Origin of the sequence: Streptomyces sp. MH60, assembly GCF_002939385.1 — a bacterium.
GTDB lineage: Bacteria > Actinomycetota > Actinomycetes > Streptomycetales > Streptomycetaceae > Streptomyces.
Genome location: NZ_MULI01000011.1, coordinates 103,756 through 120,596, shown reverse-complemented (window position 1 = coordinate 120,596; position 16,841 = coordinate 103,756). Strand labels below are relative to the sequence as shown.

Here is a 16,841-nt window from a genome sequence, read left to right as displayed (position 1 = left end):
GCCCCGCACGGGCGGGGGAATCCCCGGTCACGCGCATGATTGCGCCCGCATGCAGTACGTTCGGGTCATGCCCCAGCCCGCCAAGTCCACACGTACCTCAGCCACGTCCGACGCGCCGGAGAGCGCGGCCGGCAGCCGAGCCGCCGCCCAGCGGCTCAAAATGCGCCGGGAGCTGGCGGCGGCGGCGATGGAGCTGTTCGCGACCAAGGGGTACGAGGCGACGACCGTCGACGAGATCGCGGCCCAGGCCGGGGTCGCCCGCCGCACCTTCTTCCGCCACTTCCGCTCCAAGGAAGAGGCGATCTTCCCGGACCACGACGACACCCTGGTACGCGCCGAGGCGGTGCTCAACGCGGCGCCCGCGCACGAGCACCCGCTCGACACGGTGTGCCGCGGCATCAAGGAAGTCATGAAGATGTACGCGGCCCGGCCGGAGATCTCGGTCGCCCGCTACAAGCTGACGCGCGAGGTGCCCACCCTGCGCGAGGCGGAGATCGCGTCGGTGGCCCGTTACGAGCGCCTGTTCACCCGCTATCTGCTGGGCCACTTCGACGAGCATGCGCACGACGACGACGCCAACGACGACCCGCTGCTCGCGGAGGTCGCGGCGTCCGCCGTGGTCACCGCGCACAACCACGTGCTGCGGCGCTGGCTGCGGGCCGACGGGCAGGGCGACGTGGAGGCCGAGCTGGACCACGCGTTCGCGATCGTGCGGAAGACCTTCGGCACGGGCATCGGGGCGGGCCGCGGCACGGCCTCCACCGGGCGCCCCGCCGCCTCCTCGGCCTCCGTGCAGGGCGAGGTGCTCGTGACGGTGGCGCGCACCGACGCGCCGCTGCACGAGGTCATGCGCACCATCGAGCAGGCCCTCAAGGAGCGCTGACCGCCCTTCCCGCACTGTGACGACGGCCACCCATCGGGTGGCCGTTTTTGCATGTCGGCGTCCCTTTTTCACCCTCGGCGGGAGATGATTCGATCGATCATCGCTCATCTGTCACGTAAAGATTTCATCTGAGAAGAGTTTCTGGCACTCAGTGCCTTGCGGGGTGACACGCGGTGTCATACGTTGAAGGTGTCCGGGCTGTCCCCGCACCTCATCCCCTGCGCGCCCGAACGCCTGCGTCACAGGCACACACCCTCACCTCAGAAGCACCGACGTAACCCTCAGCGCCCCTCCCTCAGGGCGCTCACCGCCGGAGGCAACACCGTGACCGTGAAGGACATCCTGGACGCGATCCAGTCGCCCGACTCCACGCCGGCCGACATCGCCGCACTGCCGCTCCCCGAGTCGTACCGCGCGATCACCGTGCACAAGGACGAGACGGAGATGTTCGCGGGACTCGAGACCCGCGACAAGGACCCCCGCAAGTCGATCCACCTGGACGACGTGCCGGTGCCCGAGCTGGGTCCCGGCGAGGCCCTGGTGGCCGTGATGGCCTCCTCGGTCAACTACAACTCGGTGTGGACCTCGATCTTCGAGCCGCTGTCGACGTTCGGCTTCCTGGAGCGCTACGGCCGCACCAACGAGCTGGCCAAGCGGCACGACCTGCCGTACCACATCATCGGCTCCGACCTGGCCGGCGTCGTCCTGCGCACCGGACCCGGCGTCAACGCCTGGCAGCCGGGCGACGAGGTCGTCGCGCACTGCCTGTCCGTCGAGCTGGAGTCGTCCGACGGCCACAACGACACGATGCTCGACCCCGAGCAGCGCATCTGGGGCTTCGAGACCAACTTCGGCGGTCTCGCCGAGATCGCGCTGGTCAAGTCCAACCAGCTGATGCCGAAGCCCGACCACCTGAGCTGGGAGGAGGCCGCGGCCCCCGGCCTGGTGAACTCCACCGCCTACCGGCAGCTGGTCTCGCGCAACGGTGCCGGCATGAAGCAGGGCGACAACGTCCTCATCTGGGGCGCCAGCGGCGGACTCGGCTCGTACGCCACCCAGTTCGCCCTCGCCGGCGGCGCCAACCCGATCTGCGTCGTCTCCTCGCCGCAGAAGGCGGAGATCTGCCGCGCGATGGGCGCCGAGGCGATCATCGACCGCAACGCCGAGGGCTACAGGTTCTGGAAGGACGAGCAGACCCAGGACCCCAAGGAGTGGAAGCGCTTCGGCAAGCGCATCCGCGAGCTGACCGGCGGCGAGGACATCGACATCGTCTTCGAGCACCCCGGCCGGGAGACCTTCGGCGCCTCCGTCTTCGTCACCCGCAAGGGCGGCACCATCACCACCTGCGCCTCGACCTCGGGTTACATGCACGAGTACGACAACCGCTACCTGTGGATGTCCCTGAAGCGCATCATCGGCTCCCACTTCGCCAACTACCGCGAGGCCTGGGAGGCCAACCGCCTCATCGCCAAGGGCAAGATCCACCCGACGCTCTCCAAGGTGTACTCCCTGGAGGACACCGGCCAGGCCGCCCACGACGTCCACCGCAACGCCCACCAGGGCAAGGTCGGCGTGCTGTGCCTGGCGCCCGAGGAGGGCCTGGGCGTGCGCGACCAGGAGAAGCGCGCGCAGCACCTCGACGCCATCAACCGCTTCCGGAACGTCTGAGGAGCGACACATGAGTGAGCGTCAGCCCGCCGACGGGAGGCGGGAGAAGGACCGGCCGTGGCTCATGCGCACCTACGCCGGTCACTCCACGGCCGAGGCGTCCAACGAGCTGTACCGGCGCAACCTCGCCAAGGGCCAGACGGGTCTGTCGGTCGCCTTCGACCTGCCGACCCAGACCGGGTACGACTCCGACCACATCCTCGCCCGCGGCGAGGTCGGCCGGGTCGGCGTGCCGGTCGCGCACCTCGGTGACATGCGCCGGCTGTTCCAGGACATCCCCCTGGAGCAGATGAACACCTCGATGACCATCAACGCCACGGCCATGTGGCTGCTGGCGCTCTACCAGGTCGTCGCGGAGGAGCAGGGCGCGGACATCACCAAGCTCCAGGGCACCACCCAGAACGACATCGTCAAGGAGTACCTGTCCCGGGGGACGCACGTCTTCCCGCCCGGACCGTCGCTCCGCCTGACGACCGACATGATCGCGTACACGGTCTCCCACCTGCCGAAGTGGAACCCGATCAACATCTGCAGCTACCACCTGCAGGAGGCGGGCGCCACGCCGGTGCAGGAGATCGCGTACGCGATGTCCACCGCGATCGCCGTGCTCGACGCGGTGCGGGACAGCGGTCAGGTGCCGCAGGAGCGCATGGGCGACGTGGTCGGCCGGATCTCGTTCTTCGTCAACGCGGGCGTCCGCTTCGTCGAGGAGATGTGCAAGATGCGCGCCTTCGGCCGCATCTGGGACCGCGTCACCCGCGAGCGGTACGGCATCGAGAACCCCAAGCACCGCCGCTTCCGCTACGGCGTCCAGGTCAACTCCCTGGGCCTGACCGAGGCGCAGCCGGAGAACAACGTCCAGCGGATCGTGCTGGAGATGCTGGCCGTGACCCTCTCCAAGGACGCACGCGCGCGTGCCGTGCAGTTGCCGGCCTGGAACGAGGCGCTGGGCCTGCCCCGGCCCTGGGACCAGCAGTGGTCGCTGCGCATCCAGCAGGTGCTGGCGCACGAGAGCGACCTGCTGGAGTACGAGGACATCTTCGAGGGTTCGAAGGTGATCGAGGCGAAGGTCGGGGAGCTGGTCGAGGCGGCCTTCGCGGAGATCGAGCGCATCCAGGAGATGGGCGGCGCGATGGCCGCCGTCGAGTCCGGCTACCTCAAGTCCCAGCTGGTCGCCTCGCACGCCGAGCGCCGGGCCCGGATCGAGTCCGGCGAGGAGAAGATCATCGGTGTCAACGCCTTCGAGGGCACCGAGCCCAACCCGCTGACCGCCGACCTGGACACCGCGATCCAGACGGTCGACCCGGCGGTGGAGGCCCGCGTCATCGCCTCGCTGCGGCACTGGCGGGACACGCGGTACCAGCCGCCCTTCAACCACCCGCGCCCCTGCAAGGCGCTGGAGAAGCTGAAGGAGGCCGCGCGCGGCACCGGCAACCTCATGGAGGCCACCCTGGAGTGCGCCCGCGCCGGCGCCACGACCGGCGAGTGGGCCGGGGCGCTGCGCGAGGTCTTCGGCGAGTTCCGGGCGCCGACCGGCGTGTCCTCGGCGCCGGTCGCGGTCACCGCGGAGGAGGGCTCGGCCCTGTCGCAGGTGCGCCGCAAGGTGGAGCTGACGGCGAAGGAGATGGGCGTCGGCAAGCTCCGCTTCCTGGTCGGCAAGCCCGGCCTGGACGGTCACTCCAACGGCGCCGAGCAGATCGCCGTGCGCGCCCGTGACGCCGGGTTCGAGGTGGTCTACCAGGGCATCCGGCTCACCCCGGAGCAGATCGTGGACGCCGCCCTGGCGGAGGACGTGCACGCGGTGGGCCTGTCCATCCTGTCCGGCTCGCACGCGCAACTGGTGCCGGACGTACTCGAACGGCTCCGTGTGGCCGGTGCCACAGACATCCCGGTGATCGCCGGTGGCATCATCCCGAACGGTGACGCCGAGGAACTGCGGGCCGCGGGAGTGGCCGCGGTCTTCACCCCGAAGGACTTCGACATCACCGGCATCATCGGCCGGATCGTCGACGAGATCCGGAACGCGAACAAGCTCGACCCCCTGGAGGTCCCCGCATGACCACGGTCAACCGTCTCCGCCCCCGGCGCTCCTGCCTGGCGGTCCCGGGAAGCAACCCCCGCTTCCTGGAGAAGGCCCAGGGCCTCCCGGCGGACCAGGTCTTCCTCGACCTGGAGGATGCCTGCGCGCCGCTCGCCAAGCCCGAGGCGCGGCACACCATCGTCAAGTTCCTCAACGAGGGCGACTGGACCGGCAAGACCCGCGTCGTGCGCGTCAACGACTGGACGACCGAGTGGACCTACCGGGACGTCGTGACGGTGGTGGAGGGCGCGGGCCCGAACCTGGACTGCATCATGCTGCCGAAGGTCCAGGACGCCCAGCAGGTCGTCGCCCTGGACCTCCTCCTCACCCAGATCGAGAAGACGATGGGCTTCGAGGTCGGCCGGATCGGCATCGAGGCGCAGATCGAGAACGCCCGGGGTCTCAACAACGTCAACGAGATCGCCCAGGCGAGCCCGCGCGTGGAGACCATCATCTTCGGCCCGGCCGACTTCATGGCCTCCATCAACATGAAGTCCCTCGTCGTGGGCGAGCAGCCGCCCGGCTACCCCGCCGACGCCTACCACTACATCCTGATGAAGATCCTGATGGCCGCCCGCGCCAACGACCTCCAGGCGATCGACGGCCCCTACCTGCAGATCCGCAACGTGGACGGCTACCGCGAGGTCGCGCAGCGCGCCGCCGCCCTCGGCTTCGACGGCAAGTGGGTGCTGCACCCGGGCCAGGTCGAGGCGTCCAACGAGATCTTCTCGCCCTCCCAGGAGGACTACGACCACGCCGAGCTGATCCTGGACGCGTACGACTACTACACGTCCGAGGCGGGCGGCAAGAAGGGCTCGGCGATGCTCGGCGACGAGATGATCGACGAGGCCAGCCGCAAGATGGCGCTGGTCGTCTCCGGCAAGGGACGTGCGGCCGGCCTGCAGCGCACGTCGAAGTTCGAGATCCCGGAGGGCTGAGGGCGATGCAGTTCGGACGCACCTACGAGGAGTTCGAGGTCGGGGCGACGTACAAGCACTGGCCGGGGAAGACGGTCACGGAGTACGACGACCACCTGTTCTGCCTCCTCACCATGAACCACCACCCGCTCCACATGGACACCAACTACGCCGAGAAGACGACGGACTTCGGCAAGAACGTGGTGGTGGGCAACTACGTCTACTCGCTCCTGCTCGGCATGTCCGTCCCGGACGTCTCCGGCAAGGCGATCGCCAACCTGGAGATCGAGTCGCTCAAGCACGTGGCGCCGACCTTCCACGGCGACACGGTCTACGGCCAGACGACGGTGCTCGACAAGTGGCCGTCGAAGTCGAAGAGCGACCGCGGCATCGTGCACGTCGAGACCAAGGGCTACAAGCAGGACGGCACGCTCGTGTGCGTCTTCCGCCGCAAGGTGATGGTGCCGACCGAGACGTACGTCAAGGAGCGCGGCGGCGAGCAGCCGGGCCGCCCCGAGCTGAAGGAACAGGGGAAGTAGAGATGAGCCGTCTCGCCCAGACCCACGGGCTCACGGACGTCCAGCGGGAGATCCTCTCCACCGTCCGGGACTTCGTGGACAAGGAGATCATCCCGGTCGCCACCGAGCTGGAGCACCGCGACGAGTACCCGCAGGACATCGTCGACGGACTGAAGGAACTCGGTCTGTTCGGCCTGATGATCCCCGAGGAGTACGGGGGCCTCGGCGAGTCGCTCCTGACCTACGCCCTGTGCGTGGAGGAGATCGCCCGCGGCTGGATGTCGGTGTCCGGCATCATCAACACGCACTTCATCGTGGCGTACATGCTCAAGCAGCACGGCACGCGGGAGCAGAAGGACCACTTCCTGCCCCGCATGGCCGCGGGCGACATCCGGGGCGCCTTCTCGATGTCCGAGCCGGCGCTGGGCTCGGACGTCTCGGCGATCTCCTCGAAGGCGGTGCGGGACGGCGAGGAGTACGTCCTGAACGGCCAGAAGATGTGGCTGACCAACGGCGGCACGTCGTCCCTCGTGGCCGTCCTGGTGAAGAGTGACGAGGGTCACCCCGAGGGGACCGCTCCCCACAAGTCGATGACGACCTTCCTGGTGGAGAAGGAGCCCGGTTTCGGTGAGGTCCGCCCGGGGCTGACCATCCCCGGCAAGATCGACAAGATGGGCTACAAGGGCGTCGACACCACCGAGCTGATCATGGACGGCCTGCGCATTCCGGCCAATCGGGTGCTCGGCGGCGTCACCGGCCGAGGTTTTTACCAAATGATGGACGGCGTCGAGGTCGGCCGCGTCAACGTGGCGGCCCGTGGCTGCGGCGTCGCTCAGCGTGCCTTCGAACTCGGCGTCCGGTACGCCCAGCAGCGTCATACTTTCGGCAAGCAGATCGCCCAGCACCAGGCCATCCAGTTCAAGCTCGCGGAGATGGCTACCAAGGTGGAGGCGGCGCATGCGATGATGGTGAACGCTGCGCGCAAAAAGGACTCGGGCGAACGAAACGACCTGGAAGCGGGGATGGCCAAGTACCTCGCCTCCGAGTACTGCAAAGAGGTCGTGGAGGACGCCTTCCGGATCCACGGCGGATACGGCTTCTCCAAGGAGTACGAGATCGAGCGTCTCTACCGCGAGGCGCCGATGCTGCTCATCGGTGAAGGCACCGCCGAGATCCAGAAAATGATCATCGGCCGCCGGCTGCTCGAAGAGTATCGGTTCCAGGGTTAGATGTCCGGATACGGGGTGTTTTCTTGGAGAAGAAGGTCACACCCCGTAGGCAGTGTTCGGCCGCCGACTCGGCTTCCTGGCTTACCCAGTTGCGGCGGGAAGCCGCTACGATCGCCGGAAAGCCGCCGTCCCCCGTCAGAGCGCGGCATCATCCGCTACGAAGGTCATCCATGCCCCACAGCCAAACCTCTGCACCTCGCGACAGCCTCGCCGGCGTACGCCTCGCGCGCGGAGCATCGCCGTGGCTTCTGCCGACCGTCGCCACCGCAGCCGTCAGCCTCCTGCGGGCCCGCCGTTCCGGCGCCGCCAAGGCCGTCGCCGTCCCCGCCACCGCGCTCGCGGCGGGGATGCTGTGGTTCTTCCGCGACCCCGAGCGCGAGATCACCCAGGGCCGGGTCGTCTCGCCCGCCGACGGTGTGGTGCAGAGCATCATGCCGTGGAAGGACGGCCGCACCCGCGTCGCGATCTTCATGAGCCCGCTCAACGTCCACGTGAACCGCGCCCCGCTGTCGGGCACGGTGACCTCGGTCGAGCACGTGCCGGGCGGCTTCGTTCCCGCTTTCAACAAGGAGAGCGAGAACAACGAGCGCGTCGTGTGGCACTTCGACACCGAGCTGGGCGACATCGAGATGATCCAGATCGCCGGCGCGGTGGCCCGCCGCATCGTCCCGTACGTGCCGCAGGGCACCAAGGTCGAGCAGGGTGAGCGGGTCGGTCTGATCCGCTTCGGCTCCCGTGTCGACCTGTACCTGCCGGAGGGTGTCGAGGTGGATGTCGAGGTGGGTCAGAAGACGGTGGCTGGGGTGACTCGAATTGACCGTGATTGATCCGCAGACCCAGGCCGGATGGGTGCCGGAGGCCGACGAGATGGACGACGAGGAGGAGATGCCGCTCTCGCTCCGCCTGTCGATAGCCGACACCCTCACGCTCGGCAACGCCACGTGCGGCTTCATGGCGGTGTACTTCACCACCACCGGCATCCTCATCCCCCACCTCATGGGCAGCGACGAGTCGGGCATGGCCCGGCACAGCGCGGCCACCGCGGTCATCCTGATGCTGTGCGCGGCGATCTTCGACCTGTTCGACGGTCTGGTCGCCCGCAAGCTGCGGTCCTCGCCCATGGGCGCGGAGCTGGACAACCTCTCCGACCTGATCAGCTTCGGCCTCGCGCCGGCGTACTTCGTCCTCGTCTACGGCATGGTCGCCGACGACGCCTACCAGCGGGTGGCGGCGGTGGGGGCGATCGTGGTGCTGCTGGCGGTGGTGCTGCGGCTCGCGCGGTTCTCCTGCGTCACGGTCAAGGACGGCACGTTCCAGGGCATGCCGTCGCCGTTCGGCGCGCTGACCGTGGTGTCGATCGTGCTGCTCGAGCTGCCGTTCGTGGCGACGCTGCTGGCGATCCTCGGCACGGCCTGGCTGATGGTGAGCCGGGTCGAGTACCCGAAGCCGCGGGGGCGCCTCGCGGTGGCGATGCTGTCGTGGATCGTCCTGTCGATGGGGCTGCTGGCCGGGTGGGCGTTCGACGCGCCGAGCGGGCAGCTGCTGCTGCAGACGGGGTGTGCGTTGCAGTTGGTGATGGGGGCGGTGATTCCGCTGTTCGCGACCGCTCGCAGGGTGAACAATTTCCGTGACAATCGGCGGGAGGCGCGGGCGGCGCAATTGCCGTAGCGCGTGGCGCTGACGCTGGTGGGCCCCGGAACCGGGTTGGGTTCGGGGCCCTTCCGTTGTGTGCGTGCCCGGCGTCGGTGGCGGCGTCCCTGGGGGCTCCGCCCCCAGACCCCCGGCCTATTGCCCACCCGCCACCCGACTCGGTGGGGACAGAGGCGAGGTACACGGGCCGGAGACTTCCCTACGCGACGAAGTCCCGCGCGATGGACTCCGCCACCCGCTCCAGGATGGGTCCCGCGTTCGCGATGCACTTCGCGACGTCCGGTTCGACATCCGTCAGGGGGTACGCCCGCCGGATCCCCGCCCGCCCCAGCGTCTCCGCCGGCAGCGCGAGGCGGCCGCACACCGCGACGACCTCCTTGCCCGCGGCCCGGGCCGCCGCCGCGACGCCCGCCGGTGCCTTCCCGTGCAGGGTCTGCTCGTCCAGCGAGCCCTCCCCGGTGATGACCAGGTCCGCCCGGTCCAGCGCCGGCGCGAAGCCCAGCACGTCCAGCATCACCTCGATGCCGGGCCGGAACCGCGCCCCCAGCAGCATCGCCCCGAACCCGATGCCGCCCGCCGCTCCCGCGCCCGGGGAGGCGGCGTACTCGGCGGCGCGCGCGCCCACGCCCTCCGTCTGCTCCAGCACCTTCGCGAAGTGCGCGAGGGCCGCGTCCAGGGCCGTCACGTCGTCCGGCGAGGCGCCCTTCTGCGGCCCGTAGACCGCCGGGGCGCCCTTGGGTCCGGTCAGCGGATTGTCGACGTCGCTGGCGAGCACCAGCGCCACGTCGGACAGGCGGGGGTCGAGGCCGGACAGGTCGGCCGAGGCCAGCCCGGCGAGGCCGCCCCCGCCCGGCGCGACGGGCTCCCCGTCGCCGTCCAGGAACCGCGCGCCCAGCGCGGCCAGCATCCCGGCGCCGCCGTCCGTGGTGGCGCTGCCGCCGACCCCGAACACGATCGTCCGCGCGCCCGCGTCCAGCGCGGCCCGCAGCAGCTCGCCGGAGCCGTACGTGGACGCGGTCAGCGGTGCGAGGACACCTTCCGGGAGCCGCTGGAGGCCGCTGGCCTCCGCCATCTCCACCACCGCGGTGTCCTCGCGCAGCGCGTACGCCGCCGTCACCTCGTCGCCGAGGGGGCCGGCGACCCGTACCTCCCGGCGCTCGAACCCGGCCGCGACCGCGGCGGCCACCGTGCCGTCGCCGCCGTCGGCGACGGGCAGCGCTTCGACCTGGACGTCCGGCACGACGCGGCGCAGTCCGGCCGTGACCCGCTCGGCGACCTCGACGGCCGTCAGCGAGCCCTTGAACTTGTCCGCGGCGACGAGTACCCGGCGGGTCCCGTCCACAGCAGCGTCAGCCACCTTGCTCTCCCCTTGCTCTTCGAGCCTTGCGCACGTCAAGGCAGTCGCGCCGCTGCGACCCTAACCGGAGGACGCCCGTGCCGTCATGCCCTGCCCACACCCTGGAACCGGCCGTGGGCCCGGGCCCGGGGGTGCCCCGGGCCCGGGGGCGGGCTCGTTACGCTTCCGGGATGACCACTGCTGACTACGCCACCTACATCGCCGGTCTGCCCCGTGTCCTCGCCGGTGCCGCCGCGGTCTTCCGGGACGCCGAGGGGCGGGTGCTGCTCGTCGAGCCCAACTACCGCGAGGGGTGGACCCTGCCGGGCGGGACCATCGAGTCCGACGCCGGGGAGACCCCGCGGCAGGGCGCGTGGCGGGAGACCCTGGAGGAGATCGGCCTCGACGCGCGGATCGGCCGGCTGCTCGCGGTGGACTGGTCGAGCGGGGCGGGCAGGCCGCCGATCGTGGCGTACCTGTACGACGGCGGGGTCCTGTCGGAGGACGATCTCAAGGCGGTCCGGCTGCAGGAGGAGGAGCTGCTGTCCTGGCGGCTGGTGCCGCGCGAGGAACTCGGCGGCCACCTGCTCGGTTCCCTGCACGGCCGGGTGCTGGCCGCGCTGGACGTGCTGGCGGACGGCTCCGGCGCCGCCGAGCTGGTCGACGGCGTGCGGGTCGACCGATAACCGTTCGCCGGCCGCACCCCGGCGCCCTACCCTCGTCCGCATGACCGGCAAGCCCCTCGTCGCCGTCCTCAGCGGTGCCGGCGTCTCCACCGACTCCGGCATTCCCGACTACCGCGGTCCCAACGGGCTGTGGCGGCGCGACCCGGAGGCCGAGAAGCTCGTCACGTACGCGTACTACATGGGCGATCCGGAGATCAGGCGGCGCTCGTGGCTGATGCGGCGCGACAGCGCGGCGCTGCACGCCGAGCCGAACGCGGCGCACCGTGCGGTGGCCGAGCTGGAGCGGCGCGGGGTGCCGGTCCGCGTGCTCACGCAGAACGTGGACGGTCTGCACCAGCTCGCCGGGGTCTCCGCCCGCAAGGTCCTCGAACTGCACGGTTCCGCGCGCTCCTGCGTGTGCACCGGCTGCGGGGCCCGGGGGCCGATGGCGGACGCCCTCGCCCGGATCGAGGCCGGTGAGGAGGACCCGCCGTGTCTGGAGTGCGGCGGCATCCTGAAGCCGGCCACCGTGATGTTCGGCGAGCGCCTCGACCCGGTGGTGCTGGGCGAGGCGGCCGCCATCAGCAAGGCGTGCCAGGTGTTCGTCGCGGTCGGCACCAGTCTCCAGGTGGAGCCCGCCGCCGGGCTGGCCGGCGTCGCCGTCGGGCACGGGGCGCGGCTGGTCGTCGTCAACGCGGAGCCCACGCCCTACGACGACCTCGCCGACGAGGTGGTCCGGGAGCCGATCGGCACCGCCCTGCCCGAGCTGCTGCGCGGGCTGGGCTGAGCCGCGACGGTCGCGAGGACGGTCAGAACAGGGTCTCGGCGAGGCGGTCGACCTGGTCGGGGTCCGAGGACCAGCAGTAGAACACGACCTCGTCGGCGCCGATGTCCCGGAAGGCGTCGACGGCGGCGCGGATCTCCCGTGCGCCGGTGAGCAGGCCCTTGGTCATGTACTCGGCGCGTCCGGTGAAGGCGTAGTAGTCGCGGAGGTTGCGCCGGGCCCGCTCCACCGTCTCGTCGGGGCCGAGGGCGACGCTCGCCTGGGCGACCAGGTGCGGTCGGCCCGGGCGGTCGTACTTCTGCCAGACCGCCTCGACCTGACGGAACAGGCCGGACATGTGCGCGGCGGGCAGCGCGGCGCCGAGGAAGCCGTCGCCGAAGCGGCCGACCCGTTCCAGGGCGGCCGGGGCGAAGCCGCCGAACAGCACCCGCGGTCCGCCGGGCGTGGTGGGGCGGGGTCCGACGGGGCCGACGTCCGCGCCGTAGGGCTCGCCGTTCCAGGTGCGGCGCAGGAGGGTCATCTGCTCGTCGAGGCGGCGGCCCCGGCGGTGCGTGTCGATGCCCGCGGCGAGGCAGTCGTCGGCCCGCCCGCCGACTCCGATGCCGAGCGTGAAGCGGCCGCCGGTCAGCCGGTCGAGGGTGGCGGTCTGCTTGGCGAGCAGCGCGGTGTTGTGGACGGGGGCGATCAGCACCTCGGTCTGAAGGCGGATGCGGGAGGTGGCGCCGGCGAGGGTCGCGAGGGTGATCAGGGGTTCGGGGTTGTCGTAGACGAGCCGGTCGAGCAGGCCGAGCGTGCTGAACGGGAGCGCGTCGGCGCGCCGTGCCCATTCCGGCAGCAGGGCGGGGTCGTCGACGGGCAGGCCGAGGCCGAGGTGCGGGCGGTGCGTGGAATGCATGGGTGCGGTCCTCCGGAGGGCGTGCCGAAAAGTGGCGCCGCCCCTCCGTGGTCCCGGGCTGCTGTGCGCGGGCCTGCTCCCCATCTGCGGCATCGTTCGGGAGAGCGTGGTCTTCAGAGTCCGGTGAGCGTAACGGGCCCCGCGGCGCGCGGACAACACGTTTTTACCCGGGGCCCGCGCGGCTAGAACAGGGCCTCCGGTCCCGCCGTCCCCCGTTCGAAGTCCAGCAGCCGCTGCTTGCGCTCCAGGCCGCCGCCATAACCGGTGAGGCCGCCGCTCGCGCCGATGACGCGGTGGCACGGGATGATGATGCCGATCGGGTTGCGGCCGTTGGCGAGGCCGACCGCGCGGGAGGCGGCCGGGTTGCCGAGGGCGGCGGCGAGTTCCCCGTAGGTGCGGGTCTCGCCGTAGGGGATCTTCTTCAGCTGTGCCCAGACCGTGCGCTGGAACGGGGTGCCGTTCAGTCGCAGGCCGAGGGTGAAGTCCTTCAGTGCGCCGGTGAAGTAGGCCTCCAACTGCTCCTCGGTCTCGGCGAAGGGGCGTTCGTCGCGTGCGCCGAAGGTCTCCTCCGGCGGGCGGTGGCGCTGGTCGGTCATGTAGAGGCCGCACAGGGCGCCGTCCTCGGCGACGAGGGTGAGTGCGCCGTAGGGGCTGTCGATCACGGTGTGCTGTTTCACGGGTTTCGCTCCGGCTCCTCGGACGGGCTCGAACGGGCTTAGACGGGCAGGAAGTTGATGGGGTGGTCGTCGGTCGCCCACAGGTACTGGACGGCGTACGCCCGCCAGGGCCGCCAGGCCGCCGCGCGGGCGGTGAGCGCGCCCGGGGTGGACGGCAGGCCCAGTTCGGCGGCGGCGCGGCGGATGCCGAGGTCGGTGGGGAGGAAGGCGTCGGGGTCGCCGAGGGCGCGCATGGCGATGACGTCGGCGGTCCAGGGGCCGAAGCCGGGGAGGGCCAGCAGCCGGGCGCGGGTCTCGGCCCAGTCGCTCCCGGCGCCCAGGTTGACCGAGCCGTCGGCCAGGTGGGCGACCAGGGTGGTGAAGGTGGTGCGGCGGGTCCTGGGCATCGCGAGGGTCTCCGGGTCCACCGCCGCCAGCGCCTCGGTGGACGGGAAGAGGTGGGTCAGGCCGCCCTCGGGATCGTCCACCGGATCGCCGTGCGCGGTGACCAGGCGGGCGGCGTGGGTGCGGGCGGCGGCGGTGGAGACCTGCTGGCCGAGCACGGCCCGTACGGCGAACTCCGCCTCGTCCACGGTGCGCGGCACGCGTCGGCCGGGGGCCTTGTCGACGAGGGGCGCGAGCAGCGGGTCGGCGCGCAGCTGGTCGTCGATCGCCACCGGGTCGGCGTCCAGGTCGAGCAGGCGCCGGCAGCGGCTGATGGCGACGGTCAGGTCGCGCAGGTCGCTGAGGGTGAGGCGGCAGGCGATGTGGTCGGGGTTCGGGGTGAGGGCCACGATGCCGTGACCGTACGGGAGGCGCAGGGTGCGCCGGTACGCGCCGTCCCGCCACTCCTCCACGCCGGGTACGGCGGTGGCGGCGAGGTGGCCGAAGAGGTTGTCGGGGTTGAGCGGGGCACGGAAGGGGAGGCGGAGGGGCAGGGCGCCCGGGGCGGTGGGCGCCGGGCGGTTCCTGGGGGCGCGGGTGCGCAGTTCGCTCGGGGAGAGGGCGTAGACCTCGCGGACCGTGTCGTTGAAGGCGCGGATGGAGGAGAAGCCGGCCGCGAAGGCGATGTCCGCCATGGGCAGCGGGGTGGTCTCGATCAGCAGCCGGGCGGTCTGGGCTCGCTGTGCGCGGGCGAGCGCGAGGGGGCCCGCGCCCAGTTCGGCCAGGAGCTGGCGTTCGACCTGGCGGGTGCTGTAGCCGAGGCGGGCGGCGAGGCCGGGCACGCCCTCGCGGTCCACGACGCCGTCGGCGATCAGGCGCATGGCGCGGGCCGTGAGGTCGGCGCGCTGGTTCCACTCGGGCGAGCCGGGGCTGGTGTCCGGGCGGCAGCGTTTGCACGCCCGGAACCCGGCCTGCTGGCAGGCCGCCGCGCTCGGGTAGAAGGTCATGTTCCCCGGCTTGGGCGGCACCACCGGGCAGCTGGGCCGGCAGTAGATGCGGGTCGTCAGGACGGCCGTGAAGAACCAGCCGTCGAACCGCGCGTCCTTCGACTGGACGGCGCGCACGCAGCGCTCGGTGTCGGTGTGCATTCCCGTCTGCATGCGTCCAGGATGGTGCACCGGCCGGGCCGGGGCTGGCGGGAATCCGACATGGACGTGGCCCGTGCTGGGGTCCCGCGGATCACTCCGGGCGCCACGCCGACTCGCGCAGCAGCCGCAGGCCGTTCAGGCCGACCAGCACGGTCGAGCCCTCGTGGCCCGCGACACCGAGCGGCAGCGGGAGGTGGCCGATGAGGTCCCACAGGACGAGGACGGTGATGAAGGCCCCGGCCACGGCCAGGTTCTGGACGACCAGTCTGCGGGCGCGCCGGGAGAGGTCCACGACGGCGGGTACGGCCGTCAGCTCGTCGCGCACGACGACCGCGTCGGCGGTCTCCAGGGCCAGGTCGGAGCCGGCCCGGCCCATGGCGACGCCGGCGTGTGCGGCGGCCAGCGCGGGGGCGTCGTTGACGCCGTCGCCGACGAAGAGCACCTTGCGCCCGGCCCGCTCCCGTTCCCGTACGGCCTCGACCTTGTCCTCGGGCAGCAGTGCGGCGCGGACGTCGGTGATGCCGGTCGCGTCGGCCACCGGGGCGGCGGCGGCCGCGTGGTCGCCGGTGAGCAGGGTGGGGGCGGTGCCGGTGAGGGCGGTGAGCCGGGCGGTGGCCCGGGCCGCGTCGGCGCGGAGTCGGTCGGTGAGGGCGAGGGTGCCCAGGAGGGTGCCGTCGCGGGTGACGCGGACGGTGGTCTCCGCGCCCGCGGCGCCCTCGGCGGGATCGGCGCGGCCGACGTGCACCGTGCGGCCGTCGACCAGGGCCGTCACGCCGCGGCCGGGGGCCGCCGTGAAGTCCGCCGCGGGCGCGATGGTCAGGTGCCGGGCGCGGGCGGCGGCCACGATCGCGCGGGCCAGCGGGTGCTCGCTGGGGTGCTCGGCCGCGGCGGCGAGGGCGAGCAGGGCGTCCTCGTCCACACCGCGACCGGGCGACGGGCGTACGGCGGTCACCTCGGGGGTGCCCTCGGTGAGGGTGCCGGTCTTGTCGAGGGCGGCGGTGTCGATCTCGCCGAGGCGTTCCATGGCGACCGCCGACTTGACCAGCACGCCGTGCCGGCCCGCGTTGGCGATGGCCGAGAGCAGCGGCGGCATCGTGGCGAGGACGACCGCGCACGGCGAGGCGACGATCATGAAGGTCATGGCGCGCAGCAGGGCGTCCGTGAGGTCGGCGCCGAGGGCGAGGGGGATGCCGAAGACCGCGAGGGTGGCGACGACCACGCCGACCGAGTAGCGCTGCTCGATCTTCTCGATGAACAGCTGGGTCGGGGCCTTGGTGCGGGACGCCTCCTCGACCAGGGTGACGATCCGGGCGATGACCGAGTCGGCCGGGTCGCGCCCGACGCGGACGCGCAGCGCGCCGGTGCCGTTGAGGGTGCCGGCGAAGACGTCGTCGCCGGGGCGCTTGAGGACCGGGAGGGACTCGCCGGTGATGGTGGCCTGGTCGACCTCGCCGGCGCCGTCGGTCACCGTGCCGTCGGCGCCGATCCGCTCGCCGGGCCGGACCAGCAGCAGGTCGCCGACGGCGAGGTCGGCGGTCGGGACGGTCTCCTCGCGGTCCCCGGCAAGGCGGGTCGCGGTGGTGGGCGCGAGGTCGAGCAGGCCGCGCACGGAGTCGGCGGTGCGGGCGGTGGCCAGGGCCTCCAGGGCGCCGGAGGTGGCGAAGATGACGATCAGCAGGCCGCCGTCGAGCACCTGCCCGATGGCGGCCGCGCCGAGCGCCGCCACGATCATCAGCAGGTCGACGTCCAGGGTCTTCTCGCGCAGCGCCCGCAGTCCTTCGAGCGCGGGCTCCCAGCCGCCGGCGGCGTAGGCGAGCGCGTACAGCGGGCCGTACGTCCAGGCGGGGGCGCCGCCGACGTCGAGGGGGAGGGCCGCGAGGAACGCGACGAGGGACACCAGCGCCCAGCGGGCCTCGGGCAGGGCGAGGACGCGGGTGCGGCGGCGGGGCGCCCGGCGGACGGGCGCGGGGACCGGGGCGGGGGCAAGCGTGGTGGACACGCGGCCCACCTTACAGGAACAAATGAAGA

The 16,841-nt window shown here is 71.7% G+C and carries 15 protein-coding genes; 10 read left to right on the top strand and 5 right to left on the bottom strand.

What is annotated here, in order from left to right; translation table 11 throughout:
• Positions 1 to 67 precede the first annotated feature (67 nt).
• The 8 genes from BZZ08_RS10845 (at position 68) to pssA (ending at position 8,963) form a co-directional block, all read left to right on the top strand.
• Entirely contained in the window at positions 68 to 883 is an 816-nt protein-coding gene (locus tag BZZ08_RS10845; RefSeq protein WP_104631983.1) for a TetR family transcriptional regulator, read from the top strand.
• Positions 884 to 1,213: 330 nt separating this feature from the next.
• On the top strand, positions 1,214 to 2,551 hold the full coding sequence (ccrA, locus tag BZZ08_RS10840) for a crotonyl-CoA carboxylase/reductase (RefSeq protein ID WP_198601406.1): 1,338 nt from the start codon (positions 1,214 to 1,216) through the stop codon (positions 2,549 to 2,551).
• Positions 2,552 to 2,561: 10 nt separating this feature from the next.
• The gene (locus tag BZZ08_RS10835) at positions 2,562 to 4,610 is read left to right on the top strand and encodes a protein meaA (RefSeq protein WP_104631956.1); all 2,049 of its coding nucleotides are present in this window, start codon (positions 2,562 to 2,564) and stop codon (positions 4,608 to 4,610) included.
• Positions 4,607 to 5,569 (top strand): HpcH/HpaI aldolase/citrate lyase family protein, encoded by a 963-nt coding sequence (locus BZZ08_RS10830; protein WP_104631955.1) that lies wholly within the window; start codon positions 4,607 to 4,609, stop codon positions 5,567 to 5,569. The genes BZZ08_RS10835 and BZZ08_RS10830 overlap by 4 nt, the downstream gene beginning before the upstream one ends.
• Positions 5,570 to 5,574: 5 nt before the next feature.
• Positions 5,575 to 6,087 (top strand): MaoC family dehydratase, encoded by a 513-nt coding sequence (locus BZZ08_RS10825; RefSeq protein ID WP_104631954.1) that lies wholly within the window; start codon positions 5,575 to 5,577, stop codon positions 6,085 to 6,087.
• Positions 6,088 to 6,089: 2 nt separating this feature from the next.
• On the top strand, positions 6,090 to 7,295 hold the full coding sequence (locus BZZ08_RS10820) for an acyl-CoA dehydrogenase family protein (protein ID WP_104631953.1): 1,206 nt from the start codon (positions 6,090 to 6,092) through the stop codon (positions 7,293 to 7,295).
• 170 nt (positions 7,296 to 7,465) lie between these two features.
• A complete protein-coding gene (locus BZZ08_RS10815) occupies positions 7,466 to 8,122 on the top strand; it encodes a phosphatidylserine decarboxylase (RefSeq protein WP_104631952.1) in 657 nt (218 codons plus the stop codon).
• Between the two features lie 58 nt (positions 8,123 to 8,180).
• A complete protein-coding gene (pssA, locus tag BZZ08_RS10810) occupies positions 8,181 to 8,963 on the top strand; it encodes a CDP-diacylglycerol--serine O-phosphatidyltransferase (RefSeq protein ID WP_003972511.1) in 783 nt (260 codons plus the stop codon).
• Positions 8,964 to 9,144: 181 nt separating this feature from the next.
• On the opposite strand, the gene BZZ08_RS10805 is transcribed toward pssA, so the two are convergent.
• The gene (locus BZZ08_RS10805) at positions 9,145 to 10,287 is read right to left on the bottom strand and encodes a glycerate kinase (RefSeq protein ID WP_104631951.1); all 1,143 of its coding nucleotides are present in this window, start codon (positions 10,285 to 10,287) and stop codon (positions 9,145 to 9,147) included.
• Between the two features lie 185 nt (positions 10,288 to 10,472).
• On the opposite strand from BZZ08_RS10805, the gene BZZ08_RS10800 reads away from it, so the two are divergent.
• Positions 10,473 to 10,967 carry an NUDIX domain-containing protein gene (locus BZZ08_RS10800; protein WP_104631950.1) on the top strand — a complete coding sequence of 165 codons (495 nt, stop codon included), beginning with the start codon at positions 10,473 to 10,475 and terminating at the stop codon, positions 10,965 to 10,967.
• 40 nt (positions 10,968 to 11,007) lie between these two features.
• A complete protein-coding gene (locus tag BZZ08_RS10795; protein ID WP_104631949.1) occupies positions 11,008 to 11,733 on the top strand; it encodes an SIR2 family NAD-dependent protein deacylase in 726 nt (241 codons plus the stop codon).
• Between the two features lie 22 nt (positions 11,734 to 11,755).
• Here the strand turns inward: BZZ08_RS10795 and BZZ08_RS10790 are convergent, their stop codons facing one another.
• The 4 genes from BZZ08_RS10790 to BZZ08_RS10775 all read right to left on the bottom strand — a co-directional run bounded on the left by BZZ08_RS10790 (position 11,756) and on the right by BZZ08_RS10775 (position 16,812).
• On the bottom strand, positions 11,756 to 12,625 hold the full coding sequence (locus BZZ08_RS10790) for an LLM class flavin-dependent oxidoreductase (protein WP_104631948.1): 870 nt from the start codon (positions 12,623 to 12,625) through the stop codon (positions 11,756 to 11,758).
• Between the two features lie 182 nt (positions 12,626 to 12,807).
• Positions 12,808 to 13,302 (bottom strand): methylated-DNA--[protein]-cysteine S-methyltransferase, encoded by a 495-nt coding sequence (locus BZZ08_RS10785; RefSeq protein ID WP_104631947.1) that lies wholly within the window; start codon positions 13,300 to 13,302, stop codon positions 12,808 to 12,810.
• A 38-nt stretch (positions 13,303 to 13,340) separates the two neighbouring features.
• The gene (locus tag BZZ08_RS10780) at positions 13,341 to 14,813 is read right to left on the bottom strand and encodes an AlkA N-terminal domain-containing protein (protein ID WP_104631946.1); all 1,473 of its coding nucleotides are present in this window, start codon (positions 14,811 to 14,813) and stop codon (positions 13,341 to 13,343) included.
• Between the two features lie 91 nt (positions 14,814 to 14,904).
• Positions 14,905 to 16,812: a heavy metal translocating P-type ATPase gene (locus tag BZZ08_RS10775; RefSeq protein ID WP_104631945.1), complete on the bottom strand. Its 1,908-nt coding sequence runs from the start codon at positions 16,810 to 16,812 to the stop codon at positions 14,905 to 14,907.
• Positions 16,813 to 16,841 lie beyond the last annotated feature (29 nt).

Bases quoted from the DNA above. Each gene is read 5' to 3' on its own strand.
- BZZ08_RS10845 (WP_104631983.1), top strand. From the start codon at position 68: ATGCCCCAGCCCGCCAAGTCCACACGTACCTCAGCCACGTCCGACGCG.
- BZZ08_RS10835 (WP_104631956.1), top strand. From the start codon at position 2,562: ATGAGTGAGCGTCAGCCCGCCGACGGGAGGCGGGAGAAGGACCGGCCG.
- BZZ08_RS10830 (WP_104631955.1), top strand. From the start codon at position 4,607: ATGACCACGGTCAACCGTCTCCGCCCCCGGCGCTCCTGCCTGGCGGTC.
- BZZ08_RS10825 (WP_104631954.1), top strand. From the start codon at position 5,575: ATGCAGTTCGGACGCACCTACGAGGAGTTCGAGGTCGGGGCGACGTAC.
- BZZ08_RS10820 (WP_104631953.1), top strand. From the start codon at position 6,090: ATGAGCCGTCTCGCCCAGACCCACGGGCTCACGGACGTCCAGCGGGAG.
- BZZ08_RS10815 (WP_104631952.1), top strand. From the start codon at position 7,466: ATGCCCCACAGCCAAACCTCTGCACCTCGCGACAGCCTCGCCGGCGTA.
- pssA (WP_003972511.1), top strand. From the start codon at position 8,181: ATGCCGCTCTCGCTCCGCCTGTCGATAGCCGACACCCTCACGCTCGGC.
- BZZ08_RS10800 (WP_104631950.1), top strand. From the start codon at position 10,473: ATGACCACTGCTGACTACGCCACCTACATCGCCGGTCTGCCCCGTGTC.
- BZZ08_RS10795 (WP_104631949.1), top strand. From the start codon at position 11,008: ATGACCGGCAAGCCCCTCGTCGCCGTCCTCAGCGGTGCCGGCGTCTCC.
- BZZ08_RS10790 (WP_104631948.1), bottom strand. From the start codon at position 12,625: ATGCATTCCACGCACCGCCCGCACCTCGGCCTCGGCCTGCCCGTCGAC.
- BZZ08_RS10780 (WP_104631946.1), bottom strand. From the start codon at position 14,813: ATGCACACCGACACCGAGCGCTGCGTGCGCGCCGTCCAGTCGAAGGAC.